This window comes from Fretibacterium sp. (genome assembly GCF_057312375.1).
Window position 1 is genome coordinate 6,892 of the sequence record NZ_DBHLDX010000019.1, and the last position, 25,418, is coordinate 32,309.

Below are 25,418 nucleotides of genomic sequence, written 5' to 3' on the forward strand. Positions count from 1 at the left end.
GCCTGCTGGAGTAGTGAGGATAAATTTTATTGGAAATGGAGTGTTGTACTGATGCCAAATTTTCCCGATCCCTTTGCCGGAAACGTCGAGCGCAAGATGAGCAGGGAGGAGCTGGTTCAGGCCCTGCGCATCGACATTGCGGGCGAGCTTGAGGCGATCTTCCTCTACGACGCCCACGCCCAGGCCACGGACGAGCCCCTGGCGCGCAAGGTGCTGATGGAGATTCGCGACGAGGAAAAGGCCCACGTCGGCGAGTTGACGACCCTCTTGAGCCGCCTTGACCCCAACTGGTCGGAGTCCCTTGCCGGCGGCGAGGGCGAGGTCCTGGAGACGATGCAGGAGTTGGGCATCGCGCCGGCTGACGGAGCCTCCGACGGGCGGAACACCACCGTCGGCAGCCTGATCTCGAAGTGAGGGAGGCGTCGCTGATGGATGATGTTCTGGGACGCAGCGCGTCCCCCCTTGACGAGGAGTTTTGGAGTGCGCTGGACCAAACGGTGGTGGAAACGGCCAAGGGACTTTTGACGGCCCGTCGTTTTCTGCCGCTGTGCGGCCCGCTGGGCGCGGGGGTTCAGGTGGCGCCCGTGGACCGTCCCGCCCGCACGGAGAGGACGGAGGACGGTTTTACCTTCGCGGAGGGGCGCGCCTACGTGGAGCTTCCCCAGCTGACGGAGGACTTCTGGATACTGTGGCGGGACGTGGAGGCCGCGAAGCGCGAGGGGCTGCCCGTCGATCTTCACGCCGCACACATGGCGGCTCAGGCCCTGTGCCGGCGAGAGGACCAGATGGTCTTCTACGGCGTCAAGCGGTTGGGCATCAAGGGCCTGCTCACGGTCGGCGGGACCAACGTCCTCGACCGAGGGGATTGGAGCGCCGGCGAGTCGTCCTTCACGGACATCGCGGCCGGCATGGCCGTGCTGCAGCAGAAGGGACGGATTGGCCGCATCACCCTGGTCCTCAGCCAGGACCTGTTCGTGCAGCTCCATCGCATCCAGCCGGGAACGGGGCTGACGGAGATCGAAAGGATACGCAGCCTGCTGGAGGGGCGCCTGTTCCAGACCCCGGTGCTCCAGCCGGGCACGGCCCTGTTGCTCTGCCCGCAGCCGCAGTACATGGACCTCGTGGTGGGGCAGGACATCTGCACGGCCTACGCGGAGCAGTTGGACCTCAACCACCGCTTCCGCATCCTGGAAACGGCCTGTCCGCGCATCAAGAGCCCGGACGCGGTGGTCGTCTACCACTCAGCGCAGTAGCTTCCCTTTCAGCCCTTCGGGCTGCCGGGGGCTGTTTGTCGGAAGTGAAGCAGTGAAACAAAGAGGGCGTCCCGGACTTTCGGGTTTCGCCCCCTTTTTAATTTTTTGACTGTTTGACGGGGAAGCCAATCCCGCTCTACTCCCCGGCGTCATCGGGCTTTCCGCCGACGCGGGTACGAGCCTCAAGTTGCCTCATGTTGTCCCGATGGCGCAGGAGCGAGGCGATGAAGCGCCCCAGGATCGTGTACATGGTGGAGATGTTCTCCAGGTTCCTGTAGGGCGGGTTGTCCACGCCGTAGAAACCGATGCGCCGATTGTTGAGGAAGAGAGGGGCCACCGCCAGGGTCTGAATCCCCTGGGGCTGAAGGAGAGCGTACATGGTAGGGCAGACCCCCCTGTAGTCCTCCATGTCGTAGATCAGGATGTTGTTGTGCCGGTCGAACTCCTCGTACCATGGCTTGAGGACGTCGCTGGAAAGGTCCTGGAGGTGCTGTATCTGAGGGGACACGCGGTCCGCGCACCACTCGTAGGTGTTGCTGGATGCGCCGTCCGGGAGGGTTTCGAAGATGTAGGTACGATCCGCATCGAGGTGTTCACCCAGGTATCGCAGCAGGACGTTGATGGACCGCTCCGGGTTGTCCTCGTTCAACGCCAGCTCAAGGGCTTGGTTGATGATCGTTTCGTTGGACATCATCTTCGAGAGGACCTCGCGCTGCTTCTCCTCGACGTCGATGTTCACGGCCAACTCGGCCCGCAGGAGCCTTCCTCCGTGCTGGATCAGCGTGTCCTTCAGCGAATAGTGCCTGCCCAGGTTGGAGTTGAAGTACGTCCACTCAAAGAACCGCCCCGGCCTGAGGAGAGCGTTGGTGCACATGGAGCAGGGAGATTTCACCTTGTGGAGGACCTCGTAGCACTTCTTTCCCCTGAGGTCGTCCAGCGAGGGCACGCCCAGCGCCTCGCGCCCCGCCCGATTCAAGTAGACGAGGTCGTAGGTGTTGGGGTCGGAGATGTACATGATCTCGCCCATGTTCTCAAAAAAGGATTGAATTTCAACGTTGATGCCGTCCATGATCTTCCTCTCGATTCTGTCGCAACTGGTCTCCGGCCCGGAGCTGTCGCGCCCCGCTCAGGCCCCTATTATATATGATTTTCGCGCCCGTTTGTACGTCAGGCGCGGCGACCCCAGGATGGGATGCAACGAGGGGCTGGAGGAACGCCCGCGTTGCTGCAAAAGCGACGGCACGGCCCCTGTCGTCGGCGGATGGACGGCGCCCGCCTTTGTGGTACACTGGTTTTGTTCCTGGAGGTGATGAAACGTGATCCTAGCGAATCGTTTTTACTATTCTGCGGAGTTCTTCAGGCGGTGCGAGGCGAGGCTCTTTGAGGCCTTCGACCGCGTGCCCCTCTACATGGAGTGGGAGGAGCGTGGCCTGAGGCCCGACGGCAACGCGCCCCTCGACGAACGGTTTGACGCGCTCCCCGCGCTGCGAAGATCGGACCTCCGTGCCGGGCCCATCCTTGAGAGGGGGCGGATGCCCCTGATGCCCATGGACCGGCAGGTGAAGGACGGCCTCGAGAGCGACGCCATCGCCCTCAGGGTGGACTGGGGGCCGGAGGGGGAAACGCTGCACGTCGTGGATCGGGATTGGCAGGAGCGCTCCAGGGCTGCGGGGTGGGCGCTCGCGGGGCTGAATGGGGGCGGGCAGCGGGCCGTGTTGGTCAGCTCCCGAAGCGCAGGCCTCGTTTCTCAAGAGGACCTTCCCCTGGAAGGGCGCCTCCTGGGGGGCGTCCTCCACCTGAACGAGAGGCTCAGCACGGTGCAGTGGACGCCGCACCTCCTGCGGCGCATGGCGAAGGAGCTGAACGACTTCCGCCCCGCCATCCTGGAGGCCGACCCCGCGTTTCTGGCGCGCCTCGCGTGGTGGGCGTCGGATGCGAACGTCTCCCTGGCGTCGCCCGACGCCGTGGTCCTCGCCCATGAGCTGCCCGCCCCCTTTTACCTCGATGCGATCCGCCAGGTCTTCGACTGTCCCCTCTTCAGCGCCTACGGGAGCCTGGAGGCGGGCCTCGTGATGATGCAGGGGCGGGACGGGCTCCTGCACCAGAACGCGGAGTTCTGCCGCATCGACTTTCAGCCCCTGAAGGAACCTTTCGGCGGGCCGGAGCTGGGGCGGGCGTTCGTCACGACGTTCGGCAGCCCGTGGAACTGCGTTCTGCGCTTCGACATGGGGGACCTCCTGCGGCTGGGGTCCGGCGGAGGGAGCGGTGAGGGCATGGTTGCCGAGGCCGTGGAGGGGCGCCTCGCCGACGTGACCTTCACGCTGGGCGGTCGGCTGGTCACGACCGGGACGCTGGATGCGCGGCTCGCCCTCATCCCGCGCCTGCGGGACTACCGCCTGGCGCAGACGGGGCGCGACGCCTACCACATCCGGGCGCTCTTTGCTCCTGGGGACGTGCGGGGGGCCAGAGGGGCAGTGCACGACGCGCTTCAGGACGTCTACGGGGGCCGGGGACGCTTTGAGATCGAGCTGGCGCAGGACGAGGTCCTGCCTGAACTGCTCGGCGGCGGGAAGTTTCGTCACACGCGGATGTCCGTTCCCTTCGACGCGGAGGAGCTGTTTCGCCCCCTCCTGCCTCGCTGAGGTCGGAAGATGCCTGGCCCCCCTGAAGGGGGCCGGGCATTGCCGCTGACGACGCCCCTGGGCCTGTCGTCAATTGGCGTCGTGGAGGACTTGGAAATGGACGTAGAAAAACGCGCGGATAAAATTTCTGGCGTCCCTGCGATCCTTTGGGGAAGCCATTCCGACAAAATATACGTTTGCGTTCACGGGCAGGGTGGAAACAAAGAGGAAGCCGAGCTTTTAGCTTCTGTTGCCTGTCGTCGTGGCTGGCAGGTGATTGGTTTTGACTTGCCTGAACATGGGGATAGGAAACGTGGAGGTAGTGCTTTTGCCCCGTGGCACGTTGTGCCAGAGTTATCTCACATTTTGTCTTACATAAAAGAGCGATGGACGGAAATCGCTCTATTTGCCAGCAGCATAGGGGCGTGGTTTAGCCTGTTGAGCTTTTCTGGTGAAACGTTTAAGCGTTGTCTTTTCGTTTCTCCCGTTCTTGATATGAAACACCTGATGGCGAACCGGATGCTTCGGGCAGGCGTTTCGGAGGAGCGCCTGAAGCGGGAGCGCAGCGTTCCCACTTCTTTTGGAGAGGCGCTTTCTTGGGAATATTGGACTTATGTTTTAGACCATCCGATCGTTAAATGGGAAACGCCAACCTCGATACTGTATGCAGAAAACGATGATTTGGTCCCCTTTGACACAGTTCAACATTTTGCACAAAAATTCAATGGTGCCGTGAGCGTTATGAAAAACGGTGAGCATTGGTTTCATACGCCGCAGCAAATGGACTGTTTGCGTCAATGGCTGGATTGTCAGGTCAAGCACAACGAATAGGTTGAAAAAAACGCGGAGTTTCTGCCCGAACGAACGTGAACGATACGATGATGGCAAATCCGGATTATGATCCCAGATTTGCCGATCTCCTTATAATGTTGAGGGAAAACGTTCTCCAAATGCCCGTATGGTTCATATAAAAGGTGCGGGCGCGAAGTGAAAAAATTCTTCCAATCCCTCTGTTTAGCGGTTAAGGCAACGCCCGGCCCCTGAGAGGGGCCGGGCGTTGCCTTTGGGGCCGGGGGGCAGAGAAAGTCTGCTTTTGGCTCAGAAGGCCTTCAGGATCGCCCCCATGGCGAGCCCTGCGAAGTTTCCGATGGCGGCGCCCAGGACGCCCATGAGGACGCCGATGCCCGCGTAGTTCTGGTTGTAGGCCGTGGCCACGATGGGCGCGGAAGCCGCGCCGCCGATGTTGGCCAGGGAGGCCGTGGAGACCATGCAGAGGTCCCAGTGGAAGATTTTGGAGAGGAAGAACATGAGGGCGACGTGGATCGCCAGGATCAGGAGCCCGTAGACGACCCACATGGGCGCGGCCACCAGGTCCACGATGGTGGCGGTGGAGGCCAGCAGGGAGACCACGGCGTAGAGGTAGATGTTGGAGAGCTCCTCCACGGCGGGCAGCTTGCCAAGCGGCGTCATGGCGCAGACGAGGCCCAGGACGGTGACGAACAGCGTGGTGCAGGTGCCCTTGTCGAACATGGCGAACCCGGCGCCCTTAAGCGCAGAGTTCGCCTCGGCGCCGATCCACTGGGAAACCGCGGAAACGGCCAGGGAGAGGCCGACGAGGAATATCCAATCCGATCCCGTCGCCAGCTTCTTCTCTGCGGCCACCTGCGCGTTGGCGGTGTCGGCCAGGGCGTCCAGCTTGGAGGTGTCCGCCCTGGTGGCCGCGTTCCACCTGGACGAGTAGCGGACGGCCAGGAGCAGAAGGGCGATCCACAGGGAGTAGCAGACCGTGTCGAGCGCCAGGGCGCAGGAGTAGGCTCCGGCGTCCACGGGCAGGGCCGCCTGCATCGCCGCCATGTTGGCCGAACCGCCGACCCACGAGGCGTAGAGGGCCGCCACCGCACCCCAGGTGTCCGCGCCCAAGAAGCCCTTGAAGACCGGATAGAGGACGATGAAGCCCACGGCCAGCGTTACGGAGCATCCCAGGAAGATGGCGATCAGCCGCCCGCTCAGCCGCGCCAGCTTCCTGAAGTCGCAGCGCAGCAGCATGACGAAGATCATGGCGTACAGCAGGTTGTTCTTCAGGGCGCTGTAGGCCGTCTTGCACGCCTCCGATTCGAAGAGCCCCACCGTGCAGAAGATCATGTTCAGCACGTAGATCCAGACCAGCGGAGGGACCACGTTGAAGACCTTCCACTTGGCGTACTTCTCCAGGGCCAGCAGGCCGCCTGCGACGAACATCAGGAACGCGATGTAGGTGAAACCGTTTGTGATGACCATGTTTCCTTCTCCTTTCGGTATGTGGGTTCAGAATGGGTCGATCAATCGATGTAGGCGATGCGTCCGGCCTCGACGCCCTTGATCCCGAGGCCGGGTTCGTCGGAGACGGTGATCTCCTTCTCGCGGAAGACGGCGCCGCCCAGGATGGGGTCCTCACTGCAAAGCACGGGGCCGTCCAGGTCCACCTTCGTGATGATCCTTTTGGCGCAGGCCAGCTCCACCGCCGCGTTGACGGAGATCTTCGCCTCCAGCATACAGCCGATCATGCACTCCACGCCATAGACCTCGGCCGCGGAGGCGATCTTCAGGGCGTTCGTCAGCCCGCCGCACTTCATCAGCTTGATGTTGATCAGGTCGGCCGCCTTCGTCTGCATGATCCTCAGCGCGTCCTCAGGGGAGAACACGCTCTCATCCGCCAGCACGGGCACGTCGCTGTGCTCCGTGACGTACCTCAGGCCGTCGATGTCCTGTGCCTTCACCGGCTGCTCCACAAACTCGATGGCGAGTCCCTTCTCCTGCATCTCGTTGAGGATGCGGACGGCCTCTCTGGGGCGCCATGCCTGGTTCGCGTCGATGCGGATGCACACTCCGTCCCCGACCGCGCGCCGCACGGCGGACAGCCGCTCCACGTCGAGGGTCGGGTTCGCGCCCACCTTCACCTTGAGGCAGTCGTACCCGCGCCCAATGGCGTCCCGCGCGTCCCGCGCCATCTCCTCCGGCGGGTTGACGCTGATGGTGATGTCGGTGACGATGCGATGTCGCGCGCCGCCCAGGAGCTTGTAGACGGGGATTTTGTGGAGCTGCCCGTACAGGTCCCACAGCGCCATATCGACGGCCGCCTTGGCGCTCGTGTTGTGGACGATGCTCCGCTGAACCCGTTGCAGCAGGTCCTCCAGGTCGTCCACGTCGCGGTCCAGGATGGCCTTCCCGATGTGGTCCTGAATGGCTCCGACGATGGCTCCTGTCGTGTCGCCCGTGATGACGCCCGTGGGGGGCGCCTCACCGTAGCCGATCGCCCCTGCGTCGGTGTGGACCTCCACCACGACGTCCTCGACGCTGTCTACGCTGCGGAGTGCCGTCTTGAACGGAACCCGCAGGGGGACGGATATTCGTCCCAACCGAACCCTTGTGATGCGCATGACTTTTCCTCCCTGAGTTGGCCCTAATCGGCAAAGGCGTTGGAGCAGATGGCGTTCATCATCGTCTCCTCCCAGATGTAGTTGCCGCTGAACGTGCCCTCGGAACGGGGGTCGTCGTCCTCGGCCACGGCCTCGCCGTTCATGATGTAGATGAATCCGTCTTTGGTCCCCGTCCGAACCATGACGCCGGAGAGCAGGCCGTAGGCCTCTCCCAGGTGCCCCTTGAGGTTGACGTCAAGGTCCTTTGCGGGACGGGAGCGCCCGGTGCCGAGCAGGGGATACACGCCGAGGCAGTAGGCCTCGATGGACCCGCCGTAAGTGTTCCCGTTGGGATGGTCCGGGTCGAACTGCCACTGGATCCGGAACATCTCGTCCAGCAGGTCCTTCCTCACGATTTGCACGCCGTTGTAGACGCCGTCGTTCAGGTACAGTTGCAGCAGGTGTTCCAGCTCGGCGCAGGAGACCCGCAGCCCGCCCTGAGGGGAGAAGACCGTGGCGTTCGTGCCGGGCTTGTAGTCCGCGAGCCCGTACCAGGAGTCGGTCTCGCGGATGTCCGGGTTGTTGACGGCGACTGTGTCCCGATCCGGCGCCTTGTCGCTGTAGTCGTCGATCTGTGCCACCCACGGCCCCTTCTCGTCCCATTGGCCGTCTTTCTGCTTCTGGTAGATGCTGCCCAGCAGGGCGAGCTCCTCCTTCGTGAAGTCTCCAGGGTTGAAGCTGCCCTTGATGTCGAGCTGCGCCAGGAGGTGGGACCTCATGTATCGGTCGAAGCGCTCTCCCGTGACGGCCTCGACGATCGTCCCCAGAAGGCCGTAGTTCAGGTTGGAGTACCTGAAGTACTTGCCGGGCGCCTCCTCGGCGGGGGCGAAGTGCGCGCCCTCCTCGTAGAACTTTCCGTCGGCGGTGAAGAACTCCTTCACGCCGTACTGCGGCGGGATGGCGTAGGCCCTTCCGTCGCGGATGGATGAGGTGTGGGAGAGGAGCATCCGAAGGGTGATGGGCGTGTCCGGGAAGTGGGGATTCCTCAGGCTGAAGCCCAGGTACTGGCTGACGTCCGCGTCCAGGTCCAGCTTCCCCCGCTCCGTCAACTGCAGGACGGCCAGGGCCGTGAACTGTTTGGAGACCGATGCGACCCGGAAGCGGGAGTCCTCCGTAAACGGGCGGTCCAGCGAGGGGTCCTGCGCGTCGATGTGGCGGCGTCCGAGGAATTTGCTGTAGGCTTTGGCCCCGTCCTTGTAGACGATCACGCCGAGGCCGGGGACGCAGGTCCCCTCCGAGCCGATCATGGCGTCCAGCGCGGCGTCGAGCCCCGCCGACCTCGCCGCGTCGAGGGGCGCGGCGAAGGCGGGAAATCCCCCTCCGACCGTCCCGGCCAGGACGACCGCAAGAACCGCTAATAAGTACTTGCTCATGGTGAAGAAACACTCCTTAGATGAGGGTTTCGGCGCGCCGCAGGGGAGGCTGCCCGAGCCGGCCGCGGCCTGCCTTGTCGCTTCCCGGCGGAGCGCTTCGGGCCCCGCCGTCAGACCTTTGCTATTATATCACGCTGTCGCTTTGTCTTCCCTGTTTTCAGCACAGTGACATAGCGGAGAACCATGTAACCTGACGTTGACAAGTCGGTATAATGATGACGTCCTGAAAGCCGGAGGCGAGGGCATGGACGAGAGCGGCACTGCAGGCTGAGGGAAGGACGCGAAGATCGGGGCCGGCCTTTAGTAAGGGCCGGCCCCGATCTCTTGGGAAGGCGCGTTTCGGGTTTTAGTTTCCCCGGGCCTCCTCGCGGGCCTGGATCGCTTCGGAGCTCCAGCCTTCAGAAGCTTCCCCAGTGCGCCCCCGGTAGAGCTCGAACCACTCCACGTGGTCGTTGCGCAGGTGGAACGCCATGGTCATCTTGCGGTTCCCCAGCTCGTAGGAGAGGATGCTGACGTCGCGCTCGCCGTCCGGCGTCTCCCGCACCGTCGGGGTCCCGACCTTGGCGCGGAGCTTGTCCTTGTGCATTTTGATGGGGTCGAACCCCAGGAAGGTCTTGCAGGCCTCGGAGCCGTTCGCGCAGAAGTAGACGTCCTCGACCCCGTCCCCGGTCTTCAGTGCCTGGAAGGCGCCGCCCTCCGTCGTGTAGGTGACGAGGGTCCCGTCGGTTTCATCGGTGGTCGCGCCCTCCTGCCACGCGTTGCCCGGCTTCTTCATGACGCGGCTGCGCACGCCGGCGCAGCGCTTGTAGACGCTCTCCGCAACGCGGCTCTTTCCGCCCATCAGGAGGCGGATGCCCTCGTTGAAGAGCCAGCCGGTCCGCCCGTCCACCGTGACCTTGTACCACAGCGCGTCGTCCTTGTCCCGAATGGCGCTCGGAACCTTGACGCCCTCGTCGGGGAGGCTGACCTCCCAGGACTTCGCGCTCTCATCGGGCTTTGCGTAGAGCGTTACGGGGTCCTTCAGGGCAAAGGCCCTCTGCTCGGCGGCCTCAGCGCCGGCAACGGTCGTGAGGGCCGCAAAAAGGAGAAGCGCAGCCAAAGCGGGGAAAAATTTTCTCATCATGATGTGTCTTCCTCCCTCGTGCGGGCAGTTTTTGGATGATGATGATCGAGCCAACACCCGCAATTTTCTTTATTCTATAGCACGCGAGCGGACGCGGGAAGGACGGGTTTTCCCATCCTTCTCGCGTCCACTCGTCGTTTCGCCGCGCCCTTGCGCCCTGTGCGCTACAGCGATTTTTCCGGCCGCTTCAGCCCACCCCTGTGCCTCAGGCCCAGCCAGCGGTTCACCGCCTCCGGCGCGCTCCAGAGGTCCAGCTTCAGGTCCGTGACGAAGCAGGAGCTGTTCGTCCAGCCGGAGAGCCCCATGTCGACGTCGCTCTTCATGTCGCGGAAGGAGAGGGCCGGGGCCGCCAGGTTGCCCGGGTTGGCGATGGTGAAGCCCGATGCGACGGTGCCGCGCACCTTCTCGTTCGTCCCGGTGAAGCAGGTGTCCTGGATCCCTCGGGCCTCGATGCGGCGCCGTTTCTGGGGGCGGACGTGGGTGCCGCGGCTCGACAGGCCTCCGTAGGGGAAGATCCGCAGCCCCTCGATCTTCTTCTGGCTGGTGGTGCAGTAGAACTCGCCGAAGAGCAGGGAGGAGGCCCCCATTGCCAGGATCAGCTTGTTGCCCTTGTAGCTTGCGGTGACGCCGGCCCGAAACCTGGTGTCGGACAGGAGCTCCTCGATGTAGGGCTCGTTGATCGTGTGGGGAAAATAGAGGACGTCCGCGCTGATGGGGAACTCGTCCTTCCTGTGATCCCAGTCGTAGACGTTGCAGCCTATCATGCGGAAGAGCTCCAGGTTGCCGTCGCCCTCCAGGGAGGCGTGGCGCCCCATGACGGCGACGTTCAGGCGCTTTTTCTGAAAGAAATAGGGCTCGGGCGGCGACCACTCCGCGTCCAGGCTGGCCAGCCCCTTCAGGATGTCCCACTCGACCTGGCGGTGCGATCCGGCCAGTTGCAGCGCCGCGCTCTTGGGGGAGATGAGCTTCATCGAGGGGTTCCCGCCGCTCATCGCCTGCATGGAGGGCATGGTGCAGTCCAGGGCGCGGGGCATGAACCCCAGGGTCAGGGCCGGCGTCCTGCGGTACAGGTTTTTCTCCAGCACCTGGAACTCTCGCGGGTTGTTGACGGAGCTGAAGAGGATGCCCACTGTCCTGCCCGGGGCAGCCTCGTTGAGGGCGTCCATGGCGTCGGCCGCCAGTGCGGCGCTCACGGCGGACGCCATGGACGCCGCCATGACGGGCACCACCCCGCAATCCAGGACCTTTAAGAGGTCCGCGACGTTCGGGTAGAGCTGAAAGGTCTTCTCGTCCAGCGTAGCGCCCAGAGGCATGGAAATGATGTTCAGGGCGTTCTCGGCGGAGCTCCGCTGAAAGAGGGTCTTCAGGGCGCGGGGGCTGCCCATGGTATAGAGGTCGAGGCAGGTCACCGGGGCATCGCTCAGGAGCTGCATGAGGCGGATTTCCTCTTCGCTGCGGTTGCAGAAGAAGACGTTGACCTGCCCCAGCTTGCTGCGCATGGCCTGGATCAGGGGCAGCGAAGCGGGGACCCGCCCGGCCGTCGCCTCGTCCGCAAGGATCAGGCGGGGGAGGATCACGATCGGGCCTCCGCGCCGTTGGGCCCTTCCGTCATGCTGGACGCGGTGGGGAGGCCACAGCGCCGCTCCGGCGCGCAATGTTTGGGAAGCTGAAAGGTCATAACGTTCACCTCGTGCTCTTTTTTTAGGATCGCTTGGGGCCGCCGGCGAACGGTCCTTTCGGGCGGAAGCTCCCTGCAGATTGACGGAGGCGAACCTCCGCGTCCCCACGCGTTTCCTCTTTTATGGATATGGTATCATAATAAAATTAAGAAATCACCGTTTTGTCTTCTTTGCTACCCCCATCTCCCAGGGGGATCGGGGATTCTGAGGGGCCTCATCGGCAAGGCCGCTGCAAAAATTTTACAGGATAAGGAAGTGGGCCCTGTGGCTGCTGTAACCGTCGTTGGCTCTTTGAATATGGACCTGGTCATCCGCGCGCCGCGCCGTCCCCGGAGGGGAGAAACGATCTTGGGCGGGGCCTTCGGCATGACGGGCGGAGGGAAGGGGTCCAATCAGGCGCTGGCGGCGGCCAGGCTGGACGCGGAGGCGTTCATGGTAGGGGCCGTCGGGGACGACGACTTCGGCAGGCGGCTTCGGACCGTCCTGGACCAGAGCGGGGTCAACTGCGACCGCGTCGAGGTCCACCAGGACGCCGTGACGGGCGTCGCCGTCATCACCGTGACCGACGACGGGGAGAGCTCCATCGTGCTCTCCCGAGGGGCCAACGCCACGCTGGACGCGACGGCCATGCAGCGGGCTTCGGACCTCTTTCGGCGCTCGGACGCGGCCCTCTTTCAGATGGAGGTCCCGCCGGAGACCGTGGCGGCGGGCCTGCGCCTGGCCCACGACGCGGGATGCCGGACCTTCCTCTCCGCGGAGCCGCCCTTTCCGCTGCCGACGGAGGCCTGGGAGTGCACCGACTGCCTCGTCCTGAACCAGAAGGCCCTCGACGTTTACGTGACGGGAAATGCGTCCCCCTCGGACCTGCAGTCCGACGAGGAGGTCTGCAAAATGGCGAACCAGATGCTGGACCGGGGTGTGCAGGATGTCGTGGTGACCCGGAGCGCCCGCGGCGGGCAGGTGTTCAGCCGGGGCGCGCAACCCTTCGCCTTCGACCCCTTCAAGGTGCACGTGGTGGACAACACGGGGGCCAGGGACGCCTTCTGCGCGGCCCTCTGCGTGGCGCTGGCGGAGGGGATGACCATGGAGCGCGCCGCCCGCTTCGCCTCCGCGGCCGGGGCGCTGGCCTGCACGCGCATCGGGGCGCACCCTTCGCTGCCCTGGCGCCACGAGGTGGAGGCCCTTCTGGACGAGACGGAGGGGGACTATGCAGGATGAGGCCGCGGAGGCACCCTCGCGGCCGGTTTTACGGGACGCTCCGACAGCGTTCCGCACTTTAGACTTTGCAGAGGGGCTTTGGAAGGCCCCTCTGCTTTTTTGTGCTTTTTATTGGGTTTTCAGCTCTGAATAGACCCGGTCGTAGGTCGGCGTGGGGACCTTCAGCTTTCGCCCCTGCTGGCAGACGCAGCCGACGAGGGTTTCCAGCTCCATGGGCCGCCCCTGCTCCCGGTCCAGCTGCATGGAGGTCCGTGCCTCGCTGGGGAACAGACGGCACCTCTCAAGGGTGATGTTGACGACGTTCTCCGGCAGGCGGACGCCCGCGGCGCGGGCCAGGTCCTCCGCCTCGCAGATCATGGCGGTGAGCTGCTCGCGGGCCCCGTCGTCCTCCAGGATTCCGCCCATGCTCCTGCCGTGGAGCGCCGTCAGCGCAGCCATGGGGGACAGGAACAGGAACTTGGCCCAGACCTCCACGTCGATGAGCTCCGTCAGCGTCACCTGCAGGCCGGCCCGTTTCAGCAGGCGCTCGACGTCCGCATAGCGCATCCGGTTCTCGGCCTCTCCAAGCCCTGGGTGGCCGAAGAGGAAGCGTTGGACGGCCCCCGTCTGCCGGATGACCCCCGGAGCCTCCGCGTGGGCGGAGAGGTAGACGCACCCGCTCAGGACGTCGCAGGGCGGCAGGAGCCGGGCCAGGGTTTCGGGGGCGGAGATGCCGTTCAGGATGGGGATGACCCGCGTGTCGGGCTGCACCAGGGGGGCCGTCTCGGCCGCGGCCGCCTCCAGGTCGTAGCCCTTGGTGGCGTAGATGACGACGTCGCACGGGCCCGCCTCCGCCGCGTCGTGGGTGACTGTGGCGGGGTGCGCCGTCAGGTCGCCGCTGCCGGAGTGAAGCCTCAGGCCGTTCCGACGGACGCTGTCGAGGACGGCGCCGCGGCACCAGAGGACGACCTGGTGCTCCGTGCTGTCGTGCAGGAGGGCGGACAGCCTCCCCCCTATCAGTCCCCCCGCGCCCCCGGCGCCAATGATAGCGATGCGCATCAGACGGCCAGCCCCTGCAGCGCCTGGAGGTCGAGGGGGCTCAGCCCGTAGAGGTCCGGGCTCTCCGGCATACAGTGCAGGGCGGACGCGGAGGGATTCAGCAGGAACCCGTTTAGGCGCGCGGCCAGCGTGGAGCGGAGCAGCGCCTCCTCCCCGCCATAGAGTGCTACCAGGCCGTCGTAGAAGCGTGCAGCGAGGCGGAGGTAGTGTTTCTGGCAGGCGTTCTCCGCGCGGATGAAGGCCTTGAAGGGGAGGACGCGGGGCGCCGCGCGGTCCCTGCGGCAGAGGGCCCCGCGCTCGATGGCCGCCTGGGCCAGGCGCCGTTCCTGCGGCGTCCTGACGAAGATGGCCGCGCACTGCTCCGACGGCGCGGCGCAGTACCAGCACATGAAGAGCTCCAGCAGTTGGCCGTAGCTGACCGTCTGCGGCGAGTACTCCACCGCCACGGCCTCCAGGTGGTCCCCCTCGTTCCCGCAGCAGGGGTTTGGGAAGGTCCCCCCGGCGTAGCCCACGCTGGTGCGCCAGACCCCGCTGATGAACCCGAACCGTGCCTCCGTGTCCTGAAAGCTGCCCGCGGCGAACAGGGCCGTCTCAAGGCGGGCCGGCGCCATGGCGTCGATCGGAGGTATCCTCTCTGATAAGGGTGCTGATAAAAGTGGCCGCATCGACCTTCACTCCCCGAGCATCGCCGGCGACAAGGGGCCTTCCCTCCGCCGGCGGAACGCCTCGACGGAGGGTGTGTGCCCTCCGTCGAGGTCCTGACCCGCGCGCCGCGCGCGGGCTACGCTTCATTATCGTGCGGACGGGCCCGTTCGGCTATCGTCAAGATCGCCTGTCCGGTCGCCTGCGCTGCGCAGGATCGGCAAAAAGGCCCACCGCCCGCTTCGGGTCAGCGCAGGCCCAGGTGCTTTCGGAAGAAGTCCTCCAGCGCCCGGTAGAAGTCGAAGCGGTTCTCCTCGTTGTGGAAGCCGTGCCCCTCGTTCTCCTTCACCATGTAGAGGACCTCCCGGCCGTTTTTGCGGACGGCCTCGACGATCTGGTCGGACTCCGCCTTGTTGACCCTGGGATCGTTGGCCCCCTGGGCGACCATGAGCGGGATCCGGATGCGATCCGCGTGGAAGAAGGGGGAGATCGCCTCGAGGAGCTCCTTGTCCTTCGAGGGGTCGCCGATCTCCTCGTACTCCATCGCGCGCAGGGGCTCCCAGTAGGGGGGGATGCTCTCCAGGAGGGTGAAGAGGTTGGATGGGCCGACGTAGCTCACTGCGCAGGCGTAGAGGTCCGGTGTGAAGGTTGCGCCCGCCAGGGCGGCGTAGCCGCCGTAGCTTCCCCCGTAGATGGCCAGGCGCTTCGGGTCCGCGATGCCCTGGTCCACGGCCCACTTCACCCCGTCCGTCACGTCGTCCTGCATGGCGCGTCCCCACTGCTTGAAGCCGGCGGTCCAGAACTTCTTGCCGTAGCCCGTGGAGCCCCGGAAGTTCACCTGAAGCACGGCCGCCCCGCGGTTGGCCAGGAACTGCGCCTCGGCGTCAAAGCCCCAGTACTCCCGCGCGCTGGGCCCTCCGTGGGGGATGACCACGAGGGGCAGGTCGCGGGAGGCGGCCCCCGTGGGGATCGTCAGGTAGCCGTGGATGGTCAGCCCGTCCCGGGAGCGGTAGGTGATGGGCGTCATGGGGGACATGTCGTCCTCGCGCAGCCAGGGGGAAACGTCCGCCAGCTTCTTGAGGGCGTTGCTGGTGCGGTCGTAGAAGTAGTAGGCGCCCCGCGTGCGATCCCCCCAGACGCGCACGATGCAGCGCTGTTCCTCGTCGTCCATGTCCGTGACGGACACCTCGTGGCCTGGGAAGAAGGCCTCCAGCGCCTCTCGGAGCTTCCGGCTCTCCTCGTCAAAGTAGTGGTACTGGGTCTTGTCCGTCGTGTAGTGGACGCCCGTGACGATCTTGCGCTTCTTGGAGTGCATCAGCCCCCCCACGTCCACCTCGTCGTTCTCGTAGACCAGGTCCAGGAGCTTGTTGGCCTCGGGGTCGAACGTGTAGATGGCCTCCTTGTCACGGCTGAGGTTCGAGGCGACGTAGAGCAGCCGGTTGTCGTAGCTGAACAGGATGGGGCTGAAGCTGTCCTTGAAGCTTGTGGTGAGGAGCTTGCGGAACTCCTGGTCCTCCGAGGTCCGGTAGAGCAGGTTCGTGTTGACGCCGTCCGTCTCGACGGCGACGCGGAGGCGTCCCTCGTGGTCCGTCATCCAGCCCACCACGCTGCCCGGGTTCTCCGCCAGCTTCGTGAGCTCGCCGCTGTCCAGGTCGCAGCGGTAGACGTCGAAGACCTCCGGGTCCCGCTGGTTCATGCTGATGAGCATGTGGCGCGGGTCGTCCTCCAGGTCGTCCAGCACCCCGGCGCGGACCTTCTCGAACGGCGTGAGGTCGCGGGAGGCGGTCCCTTCGACGTTCGTGATGTACACGTGGAAGTTTTCGTCGCCGCCCCGGTCCTGCACGTAGACGATGCGGTCGTTCCCCTTCCAGAAGAACCCTCCCACGTCCCGCTCCTCGGCGGAGGTGACGCGCCTTTCCTCCTCGCTGTCGAGGTCGCGGACGAAGACGTTCATGCGGCTCTTCCAGGGCTTCGCGTAGGCCAGGCGCCGCCCGTCGGGCGAGATGGCGTAGGCTGCGGACTCCGGGTTGCGGAAGAAGTCCTCCATGGGCAGGAGCGGGGCCGATTTTGCCCCGGCCTCCGCCGCTCCGGCGAACGGCAGGAGGAGGCCCAAGGCCGCCCCAAGGGTCAGAAGGTCGCCAAGGTACTTCACGTTCATGGTGATGAAAACCTCCCAGGGTGTAAGATAAAGGCGAAGAGGCGCGACGGGCGCGCTGTGGGATGGCGTTGCCGCTACGACGTACAATTTAAGCGCAAAACGCCCTTCGCGCCATGCGCTGTTATGCGGAAAAAAGACGGTTCCGCCTCCAGGCCTCTTGTTCGACACCTCGCGCTATATGGCCTGTGGGTTGCAGGCTCTCAGACTCTTATAGTCTAGGTCCTGAGCCTCTCTGTCCAGGGGATGAGCACCTTAAGTATCTTGACAACTCAACTGATTACTATACGATATAAAAGGCGAAGGTACGTCGAATAACACAGCATAGCAAGCCGATATTTTTACGGGATATTTTTAGATGGCGACCGGTCGATGCGGCGCGGGGCAGGCCCTGGCGAAGAAGCGGATCGGCGAGGAGGGCGTTTCAAGGATGACGAAGCTCCTGAACAGGATGACGGACGAGGTGCAGGCCGTTGGGCGCATCGCGTTCGGCGCGGTGGACCGGAGGGGAAAGATCGTTGCGGCGGGGGCCGATGGAGGACACCTTCGCTACACGGTACACGGTGGCCCCGGGGAAGCCTTTGACGACGCGGCCCTGCGCACCCTGACGGCGGAGTTCGTCCGGTTCGCGCTGGACTCGGACCTGTCCTGCCTGGCGCTTGAAGTGGAGGGCGCGGACGCCCTGTCCCCCCAGGCCAGCGAGGCCGCTGCAGAGGGCGCCCTCGCTGGTGCCTGCGCCTTCATCAAGTATAGGACGCAGGGCGCGGTGCGGGCGAAACTGGCCTCCTTTGCGCTGATAGGAGGGGACGAGGATGGGCTGGAGCGGGGGCGCATCGTGGGCGAAGCCCTGAGCTTCGCCCGCAGCCTGGCCAACGAGCCGGCCAACGTCCTGACCCCGGAGGCCTTCGTGAGCGTGGCCCGCCGCCTTGCAGGGCGCGTCACGCTGTCCTGCGAGTTCTACGACGAGTGGGAGATAGCGGGCTTCGGGATGAACGGCCTGATGGCCGTCGGTCGGGGGTCGGCCAACCCGCCGCGGCTCGTCCACATGGTGTATCGGCCGGGGGGGCTTCCCGTCCGGCGCGTCGCCGTCGTGGGCAAGGGGGTGACCTTCGACAGCGGAGGCCTCTGCATCAAGGGTTCGGATGAGATGCAGTCCATGAAGTATGACAAGAGCGGCGCCTGCGTCATGATGGGTGTCCTGCGGGCCGCCGCAGAGCTTAGGCTGCCCATTGAGGTTCATGGCATAGCGGCCCTGGTGGAGAACATGCCGGACGGGGCGGCCTATCGGCCCGGCGACATCGTCCGGACCATGAGCGGAAAGACGGTGGAGGTTCAGGACACCGATTGCGAGGGGCGCCTCGTGCTGGCGGACGTCCTGACGTTCGCCTCGCGCCTCGAGCCGGACGCCCTGATCGATGTCGCGACGCTGACCGGCTCGGTCAAGGACGCCCTGGGGAAGTATACGGCGGCCCTGGTGTGCGATGACGACGGCCTGTCCGCGGCGCTGCTGCGGGCGGCGGGCCGGGCGGGGGAGCGCTTCCACCGCTTCACGATGGATGACGAGCGCCTGCGCGAGGGGCTGAGGGGGACCTTTGCCGACCTTCGCCAGTACTCCCCCGACGGAGGCGGACCCATCGCGGGCGGCATGTTCCTTCGAGAGTTCGTGAAGCCGGGGGTGCCCTGGGCGCACATCGACATCGGCGCGACGGGGTGGTACGACCGGGAGTTCGGCGTCTACGCGAGGGGCGCTTCGGCCTATTCCCTGACGACAGTCGTCGAGTACCTGCGCGATGTCGCCGCGGCGGAGGCCCGATAGGGAAACGTGGGGGATTCTGAACGATGGAGGCTAAACGAAGGAAGCTCGGCGAAATTTTGTTGCAGATGAGGCTGGTGTCGCCGGAGGAGTTGAAGCTCGCCCTGGAGGAGCAGACCAAGAGCCCGGGGAAGCGCCTCGGCACGATCCTCATCGAGATGGGCGGGACCACGGGGCAGGCGCTGACCAGCGCCCTGGGGCGTCAGTTCATGCTGCCGGTGGTGAAGGTGGCGAACTATGCGGACAACGTCGCCGCCCGGCACGCGGTCCCTCGGGAGCTCATGGAGAGCTTGAAGGCCTTTCCCCTGGAGTTTCAAGAGCACGACTCCGTCCTCTTGGTGGCGATCTCGGACCCCATGGACGTCGTGACCCAGAACATCCTGCGGGCGAAGATATCTTTCCCCATCCGCTTTGCCCTTGCCCCGGAAGAGGAGATCCAGGAGGCGCTGAGGACGGAGGCCGTGCCCGATCAGCCTCCCCTTGAACCCGAACCCGAGCCCGCCTCCCCCAGTTCCGCGGTCCTCGTGAGCATCGACACCCTGAGGGCCAGGCACCCCATGCTGGGAAATGTGTTGCTGCGGGCCGGGGCCATCACCCAGCAGCAGCTGACCATGGCGCTCACGATCCAGGCGAGGTCGAGCAAGAAGCTGGGTGAGATCCTGCTCTCCGAGGGCCTCATCACGAGCAGCCGCCTGGCGGAGGCGCTGTCGGAGCAGCTCAAACTGCCCCTGCTCGTCCTGGGGGCGGAGGAGCCGGAGCCCGCGGCGATCCTGCTGGTCCCCCGGAGCGTCGCCGCACGGCTGAACCTGCTGCCCCTGAGGATCGAGGAGGACGGACGATTGTTGGTTGCCATGGCTGACCCGCTGGACCTCCTGGCCCAGGACGAGGTGCAGCTGACGGCGAACTGCGGGATCCGGATCGGGGTCGCCACCCTGGATTCGATCCGTCAGAATCTGCCCCGCTTCTACAGCCGTGAGCGATAGGGCAGGATACGCGAAGGGGGACGCCTAGGCGTCCCCCTTCGCATTCGGGAGGCTTATTTCATTTTATTCGTGGTCCCGGATGTAATCGGGCACCTGAGCCAGGGGTACCTCCGTCTGGCTGCCCTCCTCCAGGTCCCTGACCGCCGCACACCCTCGCGCCAGCTCCTCCGGCCCCAGGATGCAGGCCCAGCGCGCGCCGGAGGCGCCGGCGTTCTTCATCTGCGCCTTGAAGCTTCGGTTCGCCGTGTCCTGCTCCGCGGCGACGCCCGCGCGCCGCAGCTCGTGGGCCAGGACCTGGGCCGCCCCCCGCGAAGCCTCGTCCAGCGCCGCCACGTAGGCCCTGGCCTGAGGCCTGCGCCCGAAGGTGCAGCCCTGCTGCTCCATCACCAGGACGATGCGGTCGAGGCCGCAGGCGAAGCCGACGCTGGGCAGACGGGGGCCGCCGATGGCCTCGGAGAGGTTGTCGTAGCGCCCGCCGCCGCACACGGCGTTCTGAGCCCCCAGGTCTCCCGAGAGAATCTCGTAGGCCGTCTTCGTGTAGTAGTCCAGGCCCCGCACCAGCCGCTTGTCCAGGCGGTAGCGGAAGTTCAGGCGCTCGAGCCCCGCACGGACCTCCTCGAAGTGGCTGCGGCACTCGTCGCACAGCGACTCGTAGACGGCGGGGGCCTCGTCGGCCACGGCGCCGCACCCCGGCTCCTTGCAGTCCAGGATGCGCAGAGGGTTCCGGTCCATGCGCTCAAGGCACGTTTCGCACAGCTCGCCCCGTCGGGCCTGGAAGTGCTGGAGCAGGGCCTCCCGGTAGACGGGGCGGCACCTGGGGCACCCCACGGAGTTGATGACGACCTCCAGATTCCTCATGCCCAGGCGGCGGAATATCTCCGCGGCGAGGTCGATGGTCTCCACGTCGGCCATCGGGCCGGCCGCCCCCAGGTACTCGGCGTCGATCTGATAGAACTGGCGGTAACGCCCCTTCTGGGGCCGCTCGTACCGGAACATGGGGCCCCAGCACCACAGCTTTGCCGCGACGCCCTGAGCGCACAGCCCGTTCTCCACCGCGGCCCTCACCATGCTGGCCGTGCCCTCAGGGCGCAGGGTGAGGCTCCTGCCGCCGCGGTCGGTGAAGGTGTACATCTCCTTCTCCACGATGTCCGTGGTGTCCCCGACGCCGCGGGCGAAGAGCTCCGTCTGCTCGAAAAGGGGCAGATGCACCTCGGAGAACCCAAAATCGGCCATCGTTCCGGCCGCCGTGTTCACGACGTAAGCCCACTTCCACGATTCCTCGGGCAGGATATCCCGTACTCCCCGCGGCGCTTTGATCTCCATAGCGTTCATCTCCCATTCGGCAGCGATCTCGTCCGCGCGCCTTTCGCTTGCGACGCGCAGCGTCCTTGAGAGTATACCTCACGGCGCGCCTTTTTTCATCCCGAAGGGCGCGGGCGGCCCCCTGTTTTGTGCCGTCCGGAGCGCCGATAATCCTGACGGGGATGGCGTGAGCGAATTGTGCGGAATGCACGTCGATTCGTGATAGAATAAGGGAGGTAAAACAGCGGGTGTTTTTACCGTCTTCCAGCATGTGCGGATGACGTTGGACGCTGAAACATTTCGCGTGGCGGCCTCTGACGGAGGGGCCGGTCGGGCGTGCTTGAACGGTGATACAAAGGAGCGTCGCAATGGGGGCAACTCGGAAGAAAATTGGTGAGATACTGCTGCGGTCGCGCAGGGTGGCGCCGGAGGCCTTGCAGCGCGCGCTGGACGAGCAGACGAAGAATCCTCAGAAGCGCATCGGTGCGATCCTCGTTGAGCTGGGGCTCCTGACGGACCGGCAGCTGACGGAGGCGCTGGGCCTTCAGTTCATGCTGCCTGTGGTGAAAGTGTCGGACTACATGGCGAACATCGCGGCCCAGAACGAGTGCCCGCGGGAGCTGATGGAGAAGTTCAACGTCTTCCCCCTGGAGTTTCAGGAGCATGGCTCCGTCCTCCTGATCGCGATCTCGGACCCCCTGGACGTCGCCACCCAGGACATGTTGAGGACGAAGCTGCCCGTTCCCCTACGCTTTGCCCTGGCGCCGGCACAGGAGATTCGCGAGGCTCTGATGGCGGGCAGAGCGCCCGAGATGCAACGGAGCCCAGCGGCCGGGGCGCCCCAAGGCGGTGTGCAGGCTCCACTGGGGTCGAGCCAGGGCCAGCAGGGCGTCGGATCGATGCCTCAGGGAGGGCCTGCGGCCGGCCAAGATGTGGGCTCCGCCATTGTGCCGAGCGCCGCGGCGCTCCAGACGAAACAACCCAGGTTGGGCGACGTCCTGATCCAGGCGGGGGCCATCACGAAGGAACAGTTGGCTCAGGCGCTGCAGCTGCAGAAGGCCTCTGGAAAGAGGCTGGGAGAGATATTCATCTCCGAGGGGATCATCTCGGACACGCGCCTGGCCGAGGCCCTGTCCACCCAGCTGCGCCTGCCGCTCTTCTCGCTGACGCGGTACCATCCTATGCCGGAGGCCATCAAGATGGTGCCCCGTGCCGTGGCGGAACGCCTGAACCTGATCCCCCTGACCATCGTGGACGACGGCCTCCTCCTCGTCACCATGTCGAACCCCCTGGACCTCCTGGCCCAGGACGAGATCCGCATGCTGACGGGTCGCAACCTCAAGATCGGCATCTCTACCCACGAGGAGATCGCCAAGAACCTGGACCGCCTCTACAACCTCCAGAACAACCTGGAGGAGGCCATCGTTGAGATCGACCCGGACACTGAAGTCAACAAGGAGCTGGACGTGGCAGCGAGCGTGGAGGACGCCCCCGTCATCCAACTGGTCGGCAACCTGCTTCAGCAGGCGGTGCGGGAGGGGGCTTCGGACATCCACGTGGAGGCCTATGAGAAGAGCGCCCGCGTCCGGTTCCGCGTCGATGGACAGCTCTACACCGCCTTCGAGTACCCCGTGTCCCTGCACCCCTCCGTGACGTCCCGCATCAAGATCATGAGCGGCATGGACATCGCGGAGAGGCGCAAGCCTCAGGACGGCCGCATCCTCATCCGCGTCGACGGGCGGCGCATCGACCTCCGTGCCAGCATCCTGCCGACGATGAACGGAGAGAAGGCCGTCCTTCGTATCCTGGATCAGGAGAGCTCCAATGTGGGGCTGGACCGCCTGGGGTTGGAGCCGGACGACATGGAGAAGATCAAGATGTTCTGCGAGATGCCCTGGGGCATCATGCTGGTGACGGGCCCCACGGGAAGCGGAAAGTCCACGACGCTCTACTCCATGCTCCAAAGGATCAACCAGCCGGACGTGAACATCATCACGGTGGAGGACCCCGTGGAGTTCTCCGTCGCGGGGATCAACCAGGTCTTCGTGAACGAGAAGGCAGGGTTGACCTTCGAGTCCGCCCTCCGGTCCATCCTGCGCCAGGACCCCGACAAGGTCATGGTGGGAGAGATTCGCGACCAGAAGACGGCGCAGATCGCCATCCGTGCGGCGCTGACGGGACACTTCGTGCTCTCGACGTTGCACACCAACGACGCCCCCAGCGCCGCCACCCGTATGGTGGACATGGGAGTGGCGGCGTTCTTGGTTTCCGCGTCGCTGTCGGGGGTCATCGCCCAGCGCCTGGTGCGCCGGCTGTGTCCTCTGTGCCGCGAGGAGTACGAACTGGCGCCCAAGACGTGCGAGGAACTGCACGTCCCGGTGGGGACCCACGCCTTCAGGGCCAGGGGCTGCAACGAGTGCCGCAACGGCTACAAGGGGCGGCGCGGCATCTATGAGATCATGGTGCTGGACGACGACCTTCGCCGTATGGTCCTGGAGGGGGCCAGCAACCTGGACCTCCGCAAGGCGGCCATTGAGAAGGGCATGAAGACGCTGCGCCAGTCCGGCATCAACGCCGCGCTGGCCGGGTTCACCTCGCTGGAAGAGGTCTTGACCAGCACGCTATAACGGCTATTGCCTCAGGAGGCGGTATCGGTGGAAGTAACTTTGAGATCCCTGCTGGATCTGGTCATTGAGAGAGATGCGAGCGACCTTCACCTGGGGGTTGGCGTTGCGCCGATGATGCGCGTTGACGGCGTGTTGGGTGCCGTGAGGAACACAACCCCCATGGCCTTTGAGGAGGTCGAGCGCGCCCTGCTGGAGGTGATCTCGCCCGAACAGTACAAGAAGTTCATGGAGACCCACGAGCTGGACTTCAGCTTTTCCCACGTGGGGAACGGCGTGGAGGCGCGTTTCCGCGGCAACTGCTACTGCGAGATGCGGGGCATCGCTGCGGCGTTCCGACTGATCCCCATGAGGATTCGGACGCTCCAGGAGTTGGCGCTGCCGCAGGAGCTGGAGGAAGTCGCCCACCGGCGCCGGGGGCTGTTCCTGGTGACGGGGCCGACGGGGCACGGAAAGAGCACCACGCTGGCTGCCCTGGTGGACGAGATCAACCGGACGCGCTTCGACCACATCGTCACGATCGAGGACCCCATCGAGTACGTCCATCGGTCACAGAACTGTGTGGTCCACCAGCGGGAGGTAGGCTCCGACACCTTCAGCTTCGCCGAGGCCCTGAAGCACGTCCTGCGCCAGGACCCCGACGTGATCCTCATTGGAGAGCTGCGCGACCTCGAAACGATCCAGGCGGCCATCACCGCCGCGGAGACGGGACACCTCGTGCTGGGCACGCTGCACACCCAGGACGCTCCCCAGTCCGTGGACCGACTGATCGACGTCTTCCCCCCGCACCAGCAGGCTCAGATCCGCATCCAGCTCGCGTCGGTCCTGGTGGGCATCTGCTCCCAGCAGCTGATCCCACGAGGTGGCGGCGGCCGAATCTGCGCCACGGAGCTCCTCATCGCGAACCCCGGTATCCGCAACTGCATCCGCGAGGGCAAGACGAGCCAGATCCGGACGGCGATCCAGACGGGGGCGGCTACGGGCATGCACACGATGGAGCAGTGTCTGGCGGACCTGGTGGGCGACGGCATCCTGAGCCGCGACGCTGCGATGGCCTACGCCTACGACCCCAAGGAGCTCCAGCGCGTCATGACGCAGGGGGCGATGTGATGCCCCCGCTAACCTCACCCTTTGAGGTCCGACAGGCCTTTCTGAAACCTTTGGGAGGTAGACGATGAAATTCAAGTATCGTGTGCGTGCCGCGGACGGCAATATCCAAGAGGGGCAGATGGAGGCGGAGAACCAGGGGCTTGCGATCCAAGCCCTGCGGGAGAAGGGGCTCCTGGTGCTCTCCATGAACGCTGCGGCAGCGGGGGGCAAGGAGGTAGGGGGCGCCAGGCTGTCGTTCTTCGAGAAGCTGCAGCGCATCGGCACGGTGCCCGCCAAGACGAAGATGGTGTTCTTCCGCCAGATGGCGACGATGGTCCAGGCGGGCCTGACCCTCTCCATGGCCATCGACATCATCGCAGAGCAGGAGCGGAACATGATCTTCAAGGACGTGCTGATCGACGTGAAGGGGCGGCTGGACCGCGGCATCCCCATGAGCCAGGCCATGAGGGCCCACCCGTCGGTCTTCAACAACATGATGATTTCCCTCGTTCAGGCGGGCGAGGAAGGCGGCCTCCTGGACGACTCGCTGGAGCGCGTGGCGGGGCTCCTGGAGAAACAGGCGGCGCTGCGGAGCAAAATCCGGTCCGCCATGTTCTACCCCAGCTTCGTCATCTTCTTTGCCCTGTCCGTGGTGGTGGTGTTCATCGCCTTCATCCTGCCCAAGTTCCAGCAGGTCTTCCAAGGGCTGAACATTGAACTGCCTATGTTAACCAAAGTCCTCTTTGATGTGGGTGAGTACTGCACTGCGCACTGGCAGAGCATCGTGCTCTGGACGCTGGCCGTCATCGGGGTGCTGGTCTTCCTGATGAGGAGCAAAACCACGAAGCCCATGATGGACCGGTTGAAGCTGAAGTTGCCAATCATCAAGAGCCTGGTGTTCAAGTCTGGCATGGCCCGAGCCACCCAGACGCTGGCGGCGCTCGTCACCGCGGGGGTCCCCATCCTGCGGGGCCTTGAGATGGCGGAGAACGCGTCGGGCAACGAGGTGATCCGGCAGGGCTTTGCGGACCTCCAGGCCTCCGCCAAGCA

The 25,418-nt window shown here is 65.0% G+C and carries 20 protein-coding genes; 10 read left to right on the forward strand and 10 right to left on the reverse strand.

Going from position 1 to position 25,418, the window contains the following annotated elements; all coding sequences use genetic code 11:
- The first annotated feature begins 51 nt into the window (after positions 1-51).
- Both ACO41U_RS04650 and ACO41U_RS04655 read left to right on the forward strand, forming a co-directional pair.
- Positions 52-414: a demethoxyubiquinone hydroxylase family protein gene (locus ACO41U_RS04650; protein ID WP_298779879.1), complete on the forward strand. Its 363-nt coding sequence runs from the start codon at positions 52-54 to the stop codon at positions 412-414.
- Positions 415-428: 14 nt separating this feature from the next.
- Complete coding sequence (locus ACO41U_RS04655) at positions 429-1,253, forward strand: family 1 encapsulin nanocompartment shell protein (RefSeq protein ID WP_298779876.1); 825 nt, start codon at positions 429-431, stop codon at positions 1,251-1,253.
- Between the two features lie 136 nt (positions 1,254-1,389).
- Here ACO41U_RS04655 and ACO41U_RS04660 read toward each other — a convergent pair whose 3' ends face one another.
- Positions 1,390-2,322 (reverse strand): hypothetical protein, encoded by a 933-nt coding sequence (locus ACO41U_RS04660; RefSeq protein WP_485941974.1) that lies wholly within the window; start codon positions 2,320-2,322, stop codon positions 1,390-1,392.
- A gap of 247 nt (positions 2,323-2,569) precedes the next feature.
- On the opposite strand from ACO41U_RS04660, the gene ACO41U_RS04665 reads away from it, so the two are divergent.
- Positions 2,570-3,895 (forward strand): hypothetical protein, encoded by a 1,326-nt coding sequence (locus tag ACO41U_RS04665; RefSeq protein WP_485941976.1) that lies wholly within the window; start codon positions 2,570-2,572, stop codon positions 3,893-3,895.
- 39 nt (positions 3,896-3,934) lie between these two features.
- Entirely contained in the window at positions 3,935-4,705 is a 771-nt protein-coding gene (locus tag ACO41U_RS04670; protein WP_485941978.1) for an alpha/beta hydrolase, read from the forward strand.
- Between the two features lie 267 nt (positions 4,706-4,972).
- Here the strand turns inward: ACO41U_RS04670 and ACO41U_RS04675 are convergent, their stop codons facing one another.
- From ACO41U_RS04675 to ACO41U_RS04695, 5 genes are all read right to left on the reverse strand, one after another.
- Entirely contained in the window at positions 4,973-6,151 is a 1,179-nt protein-coding gene (locus ACO41U_RS04675) for a DUF819 family protein (protein WP_485941980.1), read from the reverse strand.
- Between the two features lie 41 nt (positions 6,152-6,192).
- Complete coding sequence (locus tag ACO41U_RS04680; protein WP_485941982.1) at positions 6,193-7,290, reverse strand: dipeptide epimerase; 1,098 nt, start codon at positions 7,288-7,290, stop codon at positions 6,193-6,195.
- Between the two features lie 23 nt (positions 7,291-7,313).
- Entirely contained in the window at positions 7,314-8,702 is a 1,389-nt protein-coding gene (locus ACO41U_RS04685) for a serine hydrolase domain-containing protein (protein ID WP_485941984.1), read from the reverse strand.
- 346 nt (positions 8,703-9,048) lie between these two features.
- The gene (locus ACO41U_RS04690; protein WP_485941985.1) at positions 9,049-9,825 is read right to left on the reverse strand and encodes a hypothetical protein; all 777 of its coding nucleotides are present in this window, start codon (positions 9,823-9,825) and stop codon (positions 9,049-9,051) included.
- A 164-nt stretch (positions 9,826-9,989) separates the two neighbouring features.
- Positions 9,990-11,402, reverse strand: coding sequence for a hypothetical protein (locus tag ACO41U_RS04695; protein WP_485941987.1), 1,413 nt, complete (start codon positions 11,400-11,402; stop codon positions 9,990-9,992).
- Between the two features lie 366 nt (positions 11,403-11,768).
- Between ACO41U_RS04695 and ACO41U_RS04700 the strand changes: the two genes are divergently transcribed.
- A complete protein-coding gene (locus ACO41U_RS04700) occupies positions 11,769-12,722 on the forward strand; it encodes a ribokinase (RefSeq protein ID WP_298777650.1) in 954 nt (317 codons plus the stop codon).
- Positions 12,723-12,830: 108 nt separating this feature from the next.
- Here the strand turns inward: ACO41U_RS04700 and ACO41U_RS04705 are convergent, their stop codons facing one another.
- The 3 genes from ACO41U_RS04705 to ACO41U_RS04715 all read right to left on the reverse strand — a co-directional run bounded on the left by ACO41U_RS04705 (position 12,831) and on the right by ACO41U_RS04715 (position 16,560).
- Positions 12,831-13,760 (reverse strand): ketopantoate reductase family protein, encoded by a 930-nt coding sequence (locus ACO41U_RS04705; protein ID WP_485941989.1) that lies wholly within the window; start codon positions 13,758-13,760, stop codon positions 12,831-12,833.
- A complete protein-coding gene (locus ACO41U_RS04710; RefSeq protein ID WP_485941991.1) occupies positions 13,760-14,425 on the reverse strand; it encodes a peptide-methionine (S)-S-oxide reductase in 666 nt (221 codons plus the stop codon). Before ACO41U_RS04710 ends, ACO41U_RS04705 begins: the two co-directional genes overlap by 1 nt.
- A 224-nt stretch (positions 14,426-14,649) precedes the next feature.
- Positions 14,650-16,560 (reverse strand): S9 family peptidase, encoded by a 1,911-nt coding sequence (locus tag ACO41U_RS04715; protein ID WP_485941993.1) that lies wholly within the window; start codon positions 16,558-16,560, stop codon positions 14,650-14,652.
- 355 nt (positions 16,561-16,915) lie between these two features.
- Here ACO41U_RS04715 and ACO41U_RS04720 point away from each other — a divergent pair, with 355 nt between their 5' ends.
- Both ACO41U_RS04720 and ACO41U_RS04725 read left to right on the forward strand, forming a co-directional pair.
- Positions 16,916-18,373 carry a leucyl aminopeptidase family protein gene (locus ACO41U_RS04720; RefSeq protein ID WP_485941995.1) on the forward strand — a complete coding sequence of 486 codons (1,458 nt, stop codon included), beginning with the start codon at positions 16,916-16,918 and terminating at the stop codon, positions 18,371-18,373.
- 23 nt (positions 18,374-18,396) lie between these two features.
- Positions 18,397-19,353 (forward strand): cyclic di-GMP-binding domain-containing protein, MshE-related, encoded by a 957-nt coding sequence (locus tag ACO41U_RS04725; RefSeq protein WP_485941997.1) that lies wholly within the window; start codon positions 18,397-18,399, stop codon positions 19,351-19,353.
- Between the two features lie 63 nt (positions 19,354-19,416).
- Here the strand turns inward: ACO41U_RS04725 and hisS are convergent, their stop codons facing one another.
- A complete protein-coding gene (hisS, locus tag ACO41U_RS04730) occupies positions 19,417-20,676 on the reverse strand; it encodes a histidine--tRNA ligase (protein WP_485941999.1) in 1,260 nt (419 codons plus the stop codon).
- 347 nt (positions 20,677-21,023) lie between these two features.
- Here hisS and ACO41U_RS04735 point away from each other — a divergent pair, with 347 nt between their 5' ends.
- The 3 genes from ACO41U_RS04735 to ACO41U_RS04745 form a co-directional block, all read left to right on the forward strand.
- Positions 21,024-23,282 (forward strand): type II/IV secretion system protein, encoded by a 2,259-nt coding sequence (locus ACO41U_RS04735; RefSeq protein WP_485942001.1) that lies wholly within the window; start codon positions 21,024-21,026, stop codon positions 23,280-23,282.
- A 27-nt stretch (positions 23,283-23,309) separates the two neighbouring features.
- Positions 23,310-24,389 carry a type IV pilus twitching motility protein PilT gene (locus tag ACO41U_RS04740; RefSeq protein WP_485942003.1) on the forward strand — a complete coding sequence of 360 codons (1,080 nt, stop codon included), beginning with the start codon at positions 23,310-23,312 and terminating at the stop codon, positions 24,387-24,389.
- A gap of 64 nt (positions 24,390-24,453) precedes the next feature.
- The coding region (locus ACO41U_RS04745; protein ID WP_485942005.1) for a type II secretion system F family protein at positions 24,454-25,418 on the forward strand (965 nt) is incomplete at its 3' end.

Excerpts from the sequence above, each read along its gene's own strand:
- ACO41U_RS04650 (WP_298779879.1), top strand. The coding sequence starts at position 52 with ATGCCAAATTTTCCCGATCCCTTTGCCGGAAACGTCGAGCGCAAGATG.
- ACO41U_RS04655 (WP_298779876.1), top strand. The coding sequence starts at position 429 with ATGGATGATGTTCTGGGACGCAGCGCGTCCCCCCTTGACGAGGAGTTT.
- ACO41U_RS04660 (WP_485941974.1), bottom strand. The coding sequence starts at position 2,322 with ATGGACGGCATCAACGTTGAAATTCAATCCTTTTTTGAGAACATGGGC.
- ACO41U_RS04675 (WP_485941980.1), bottom strand. The coding sequence starts at position 6,151 with ATGGTCATCACAAACGGTTTCACCTACATCGCGTTCCTGATGTTCGTC.
- ACO41U_RS04680 (WP_485941982.1), bottom strand. The coding sequence starts at position 7,290 with ATGCGCATCACAAGGGTTCGGTTGGGACGAATATCCGTCCCCCTGCGG.
- ACO41U_RS04685 (WP_485941984.1), bottom strand. The coding sequence starts at position 8,702 with ATGAGCAAGTACTTATTAGCGGTTCTTGCGGTCGTCCTGGCCGGGACG.
- ACO41U_RS04690 (WP_485941985.1), bottom strand. The coding sequence starts at position 9,825 with ATGATGAGAAAATTTTTCCCCGCTTTGGCTGCGCTTCTCCTTTTTGCG.
- ACO41U_RS04705 (WP_485941989.1), bottom strand. The coding sequence starts at position 13,760 with ATGCGCATCGCTATCATTGGCGCCGGGGGCGCGGGGGGACTGATAGGG.
- ACO41U_RS04710 (WP_485941991.1), bottom strand. The coding sequence starts at position 14,425 with ATGCGGCCACTTTTATCAGCACCCTTATCAGAGAGGATACCTCCGATC.
- ACO41U_RS04715 (WP_485941993.1), bottom strand. The coding sequence starts at position 16,560 with ATGAACGTGAAGTACCTTGGCGACCTTCTGACCCTTGGGGCGGCCTTG.
- ACO41U_RS04720 (WP_485941995.1), top strand. The coding sequence starts at position 16,916 with ATGGCGACCGGTCGATGCGGCGCGGGGCAGGCCCTGGCGAAGAAGCGG.
- ACO41U_RS04725 (WP_485941997.1), top strand. The coding sequence starts at position 18,397 with ATGGAGGCTAAACGAAGGAAGCTCGGCGAAATTTTGTTGCAGATGAGG.
- hisS (WP_485941999.1), bottom strand. The coding sequence starts at position 20,676 with ATGGAGATCAAAGCGCCGCGGGGAGTACGGGATATCCTGCCCGAGGAA.
- ACO41U_RS04735 (WP_485942001.1), top strand. The coding sequence starts at position 21,024 with ATGGGGGCAACTCGGAAGAAAATTGGTGAGATACTGCTGCGGTCGCGC.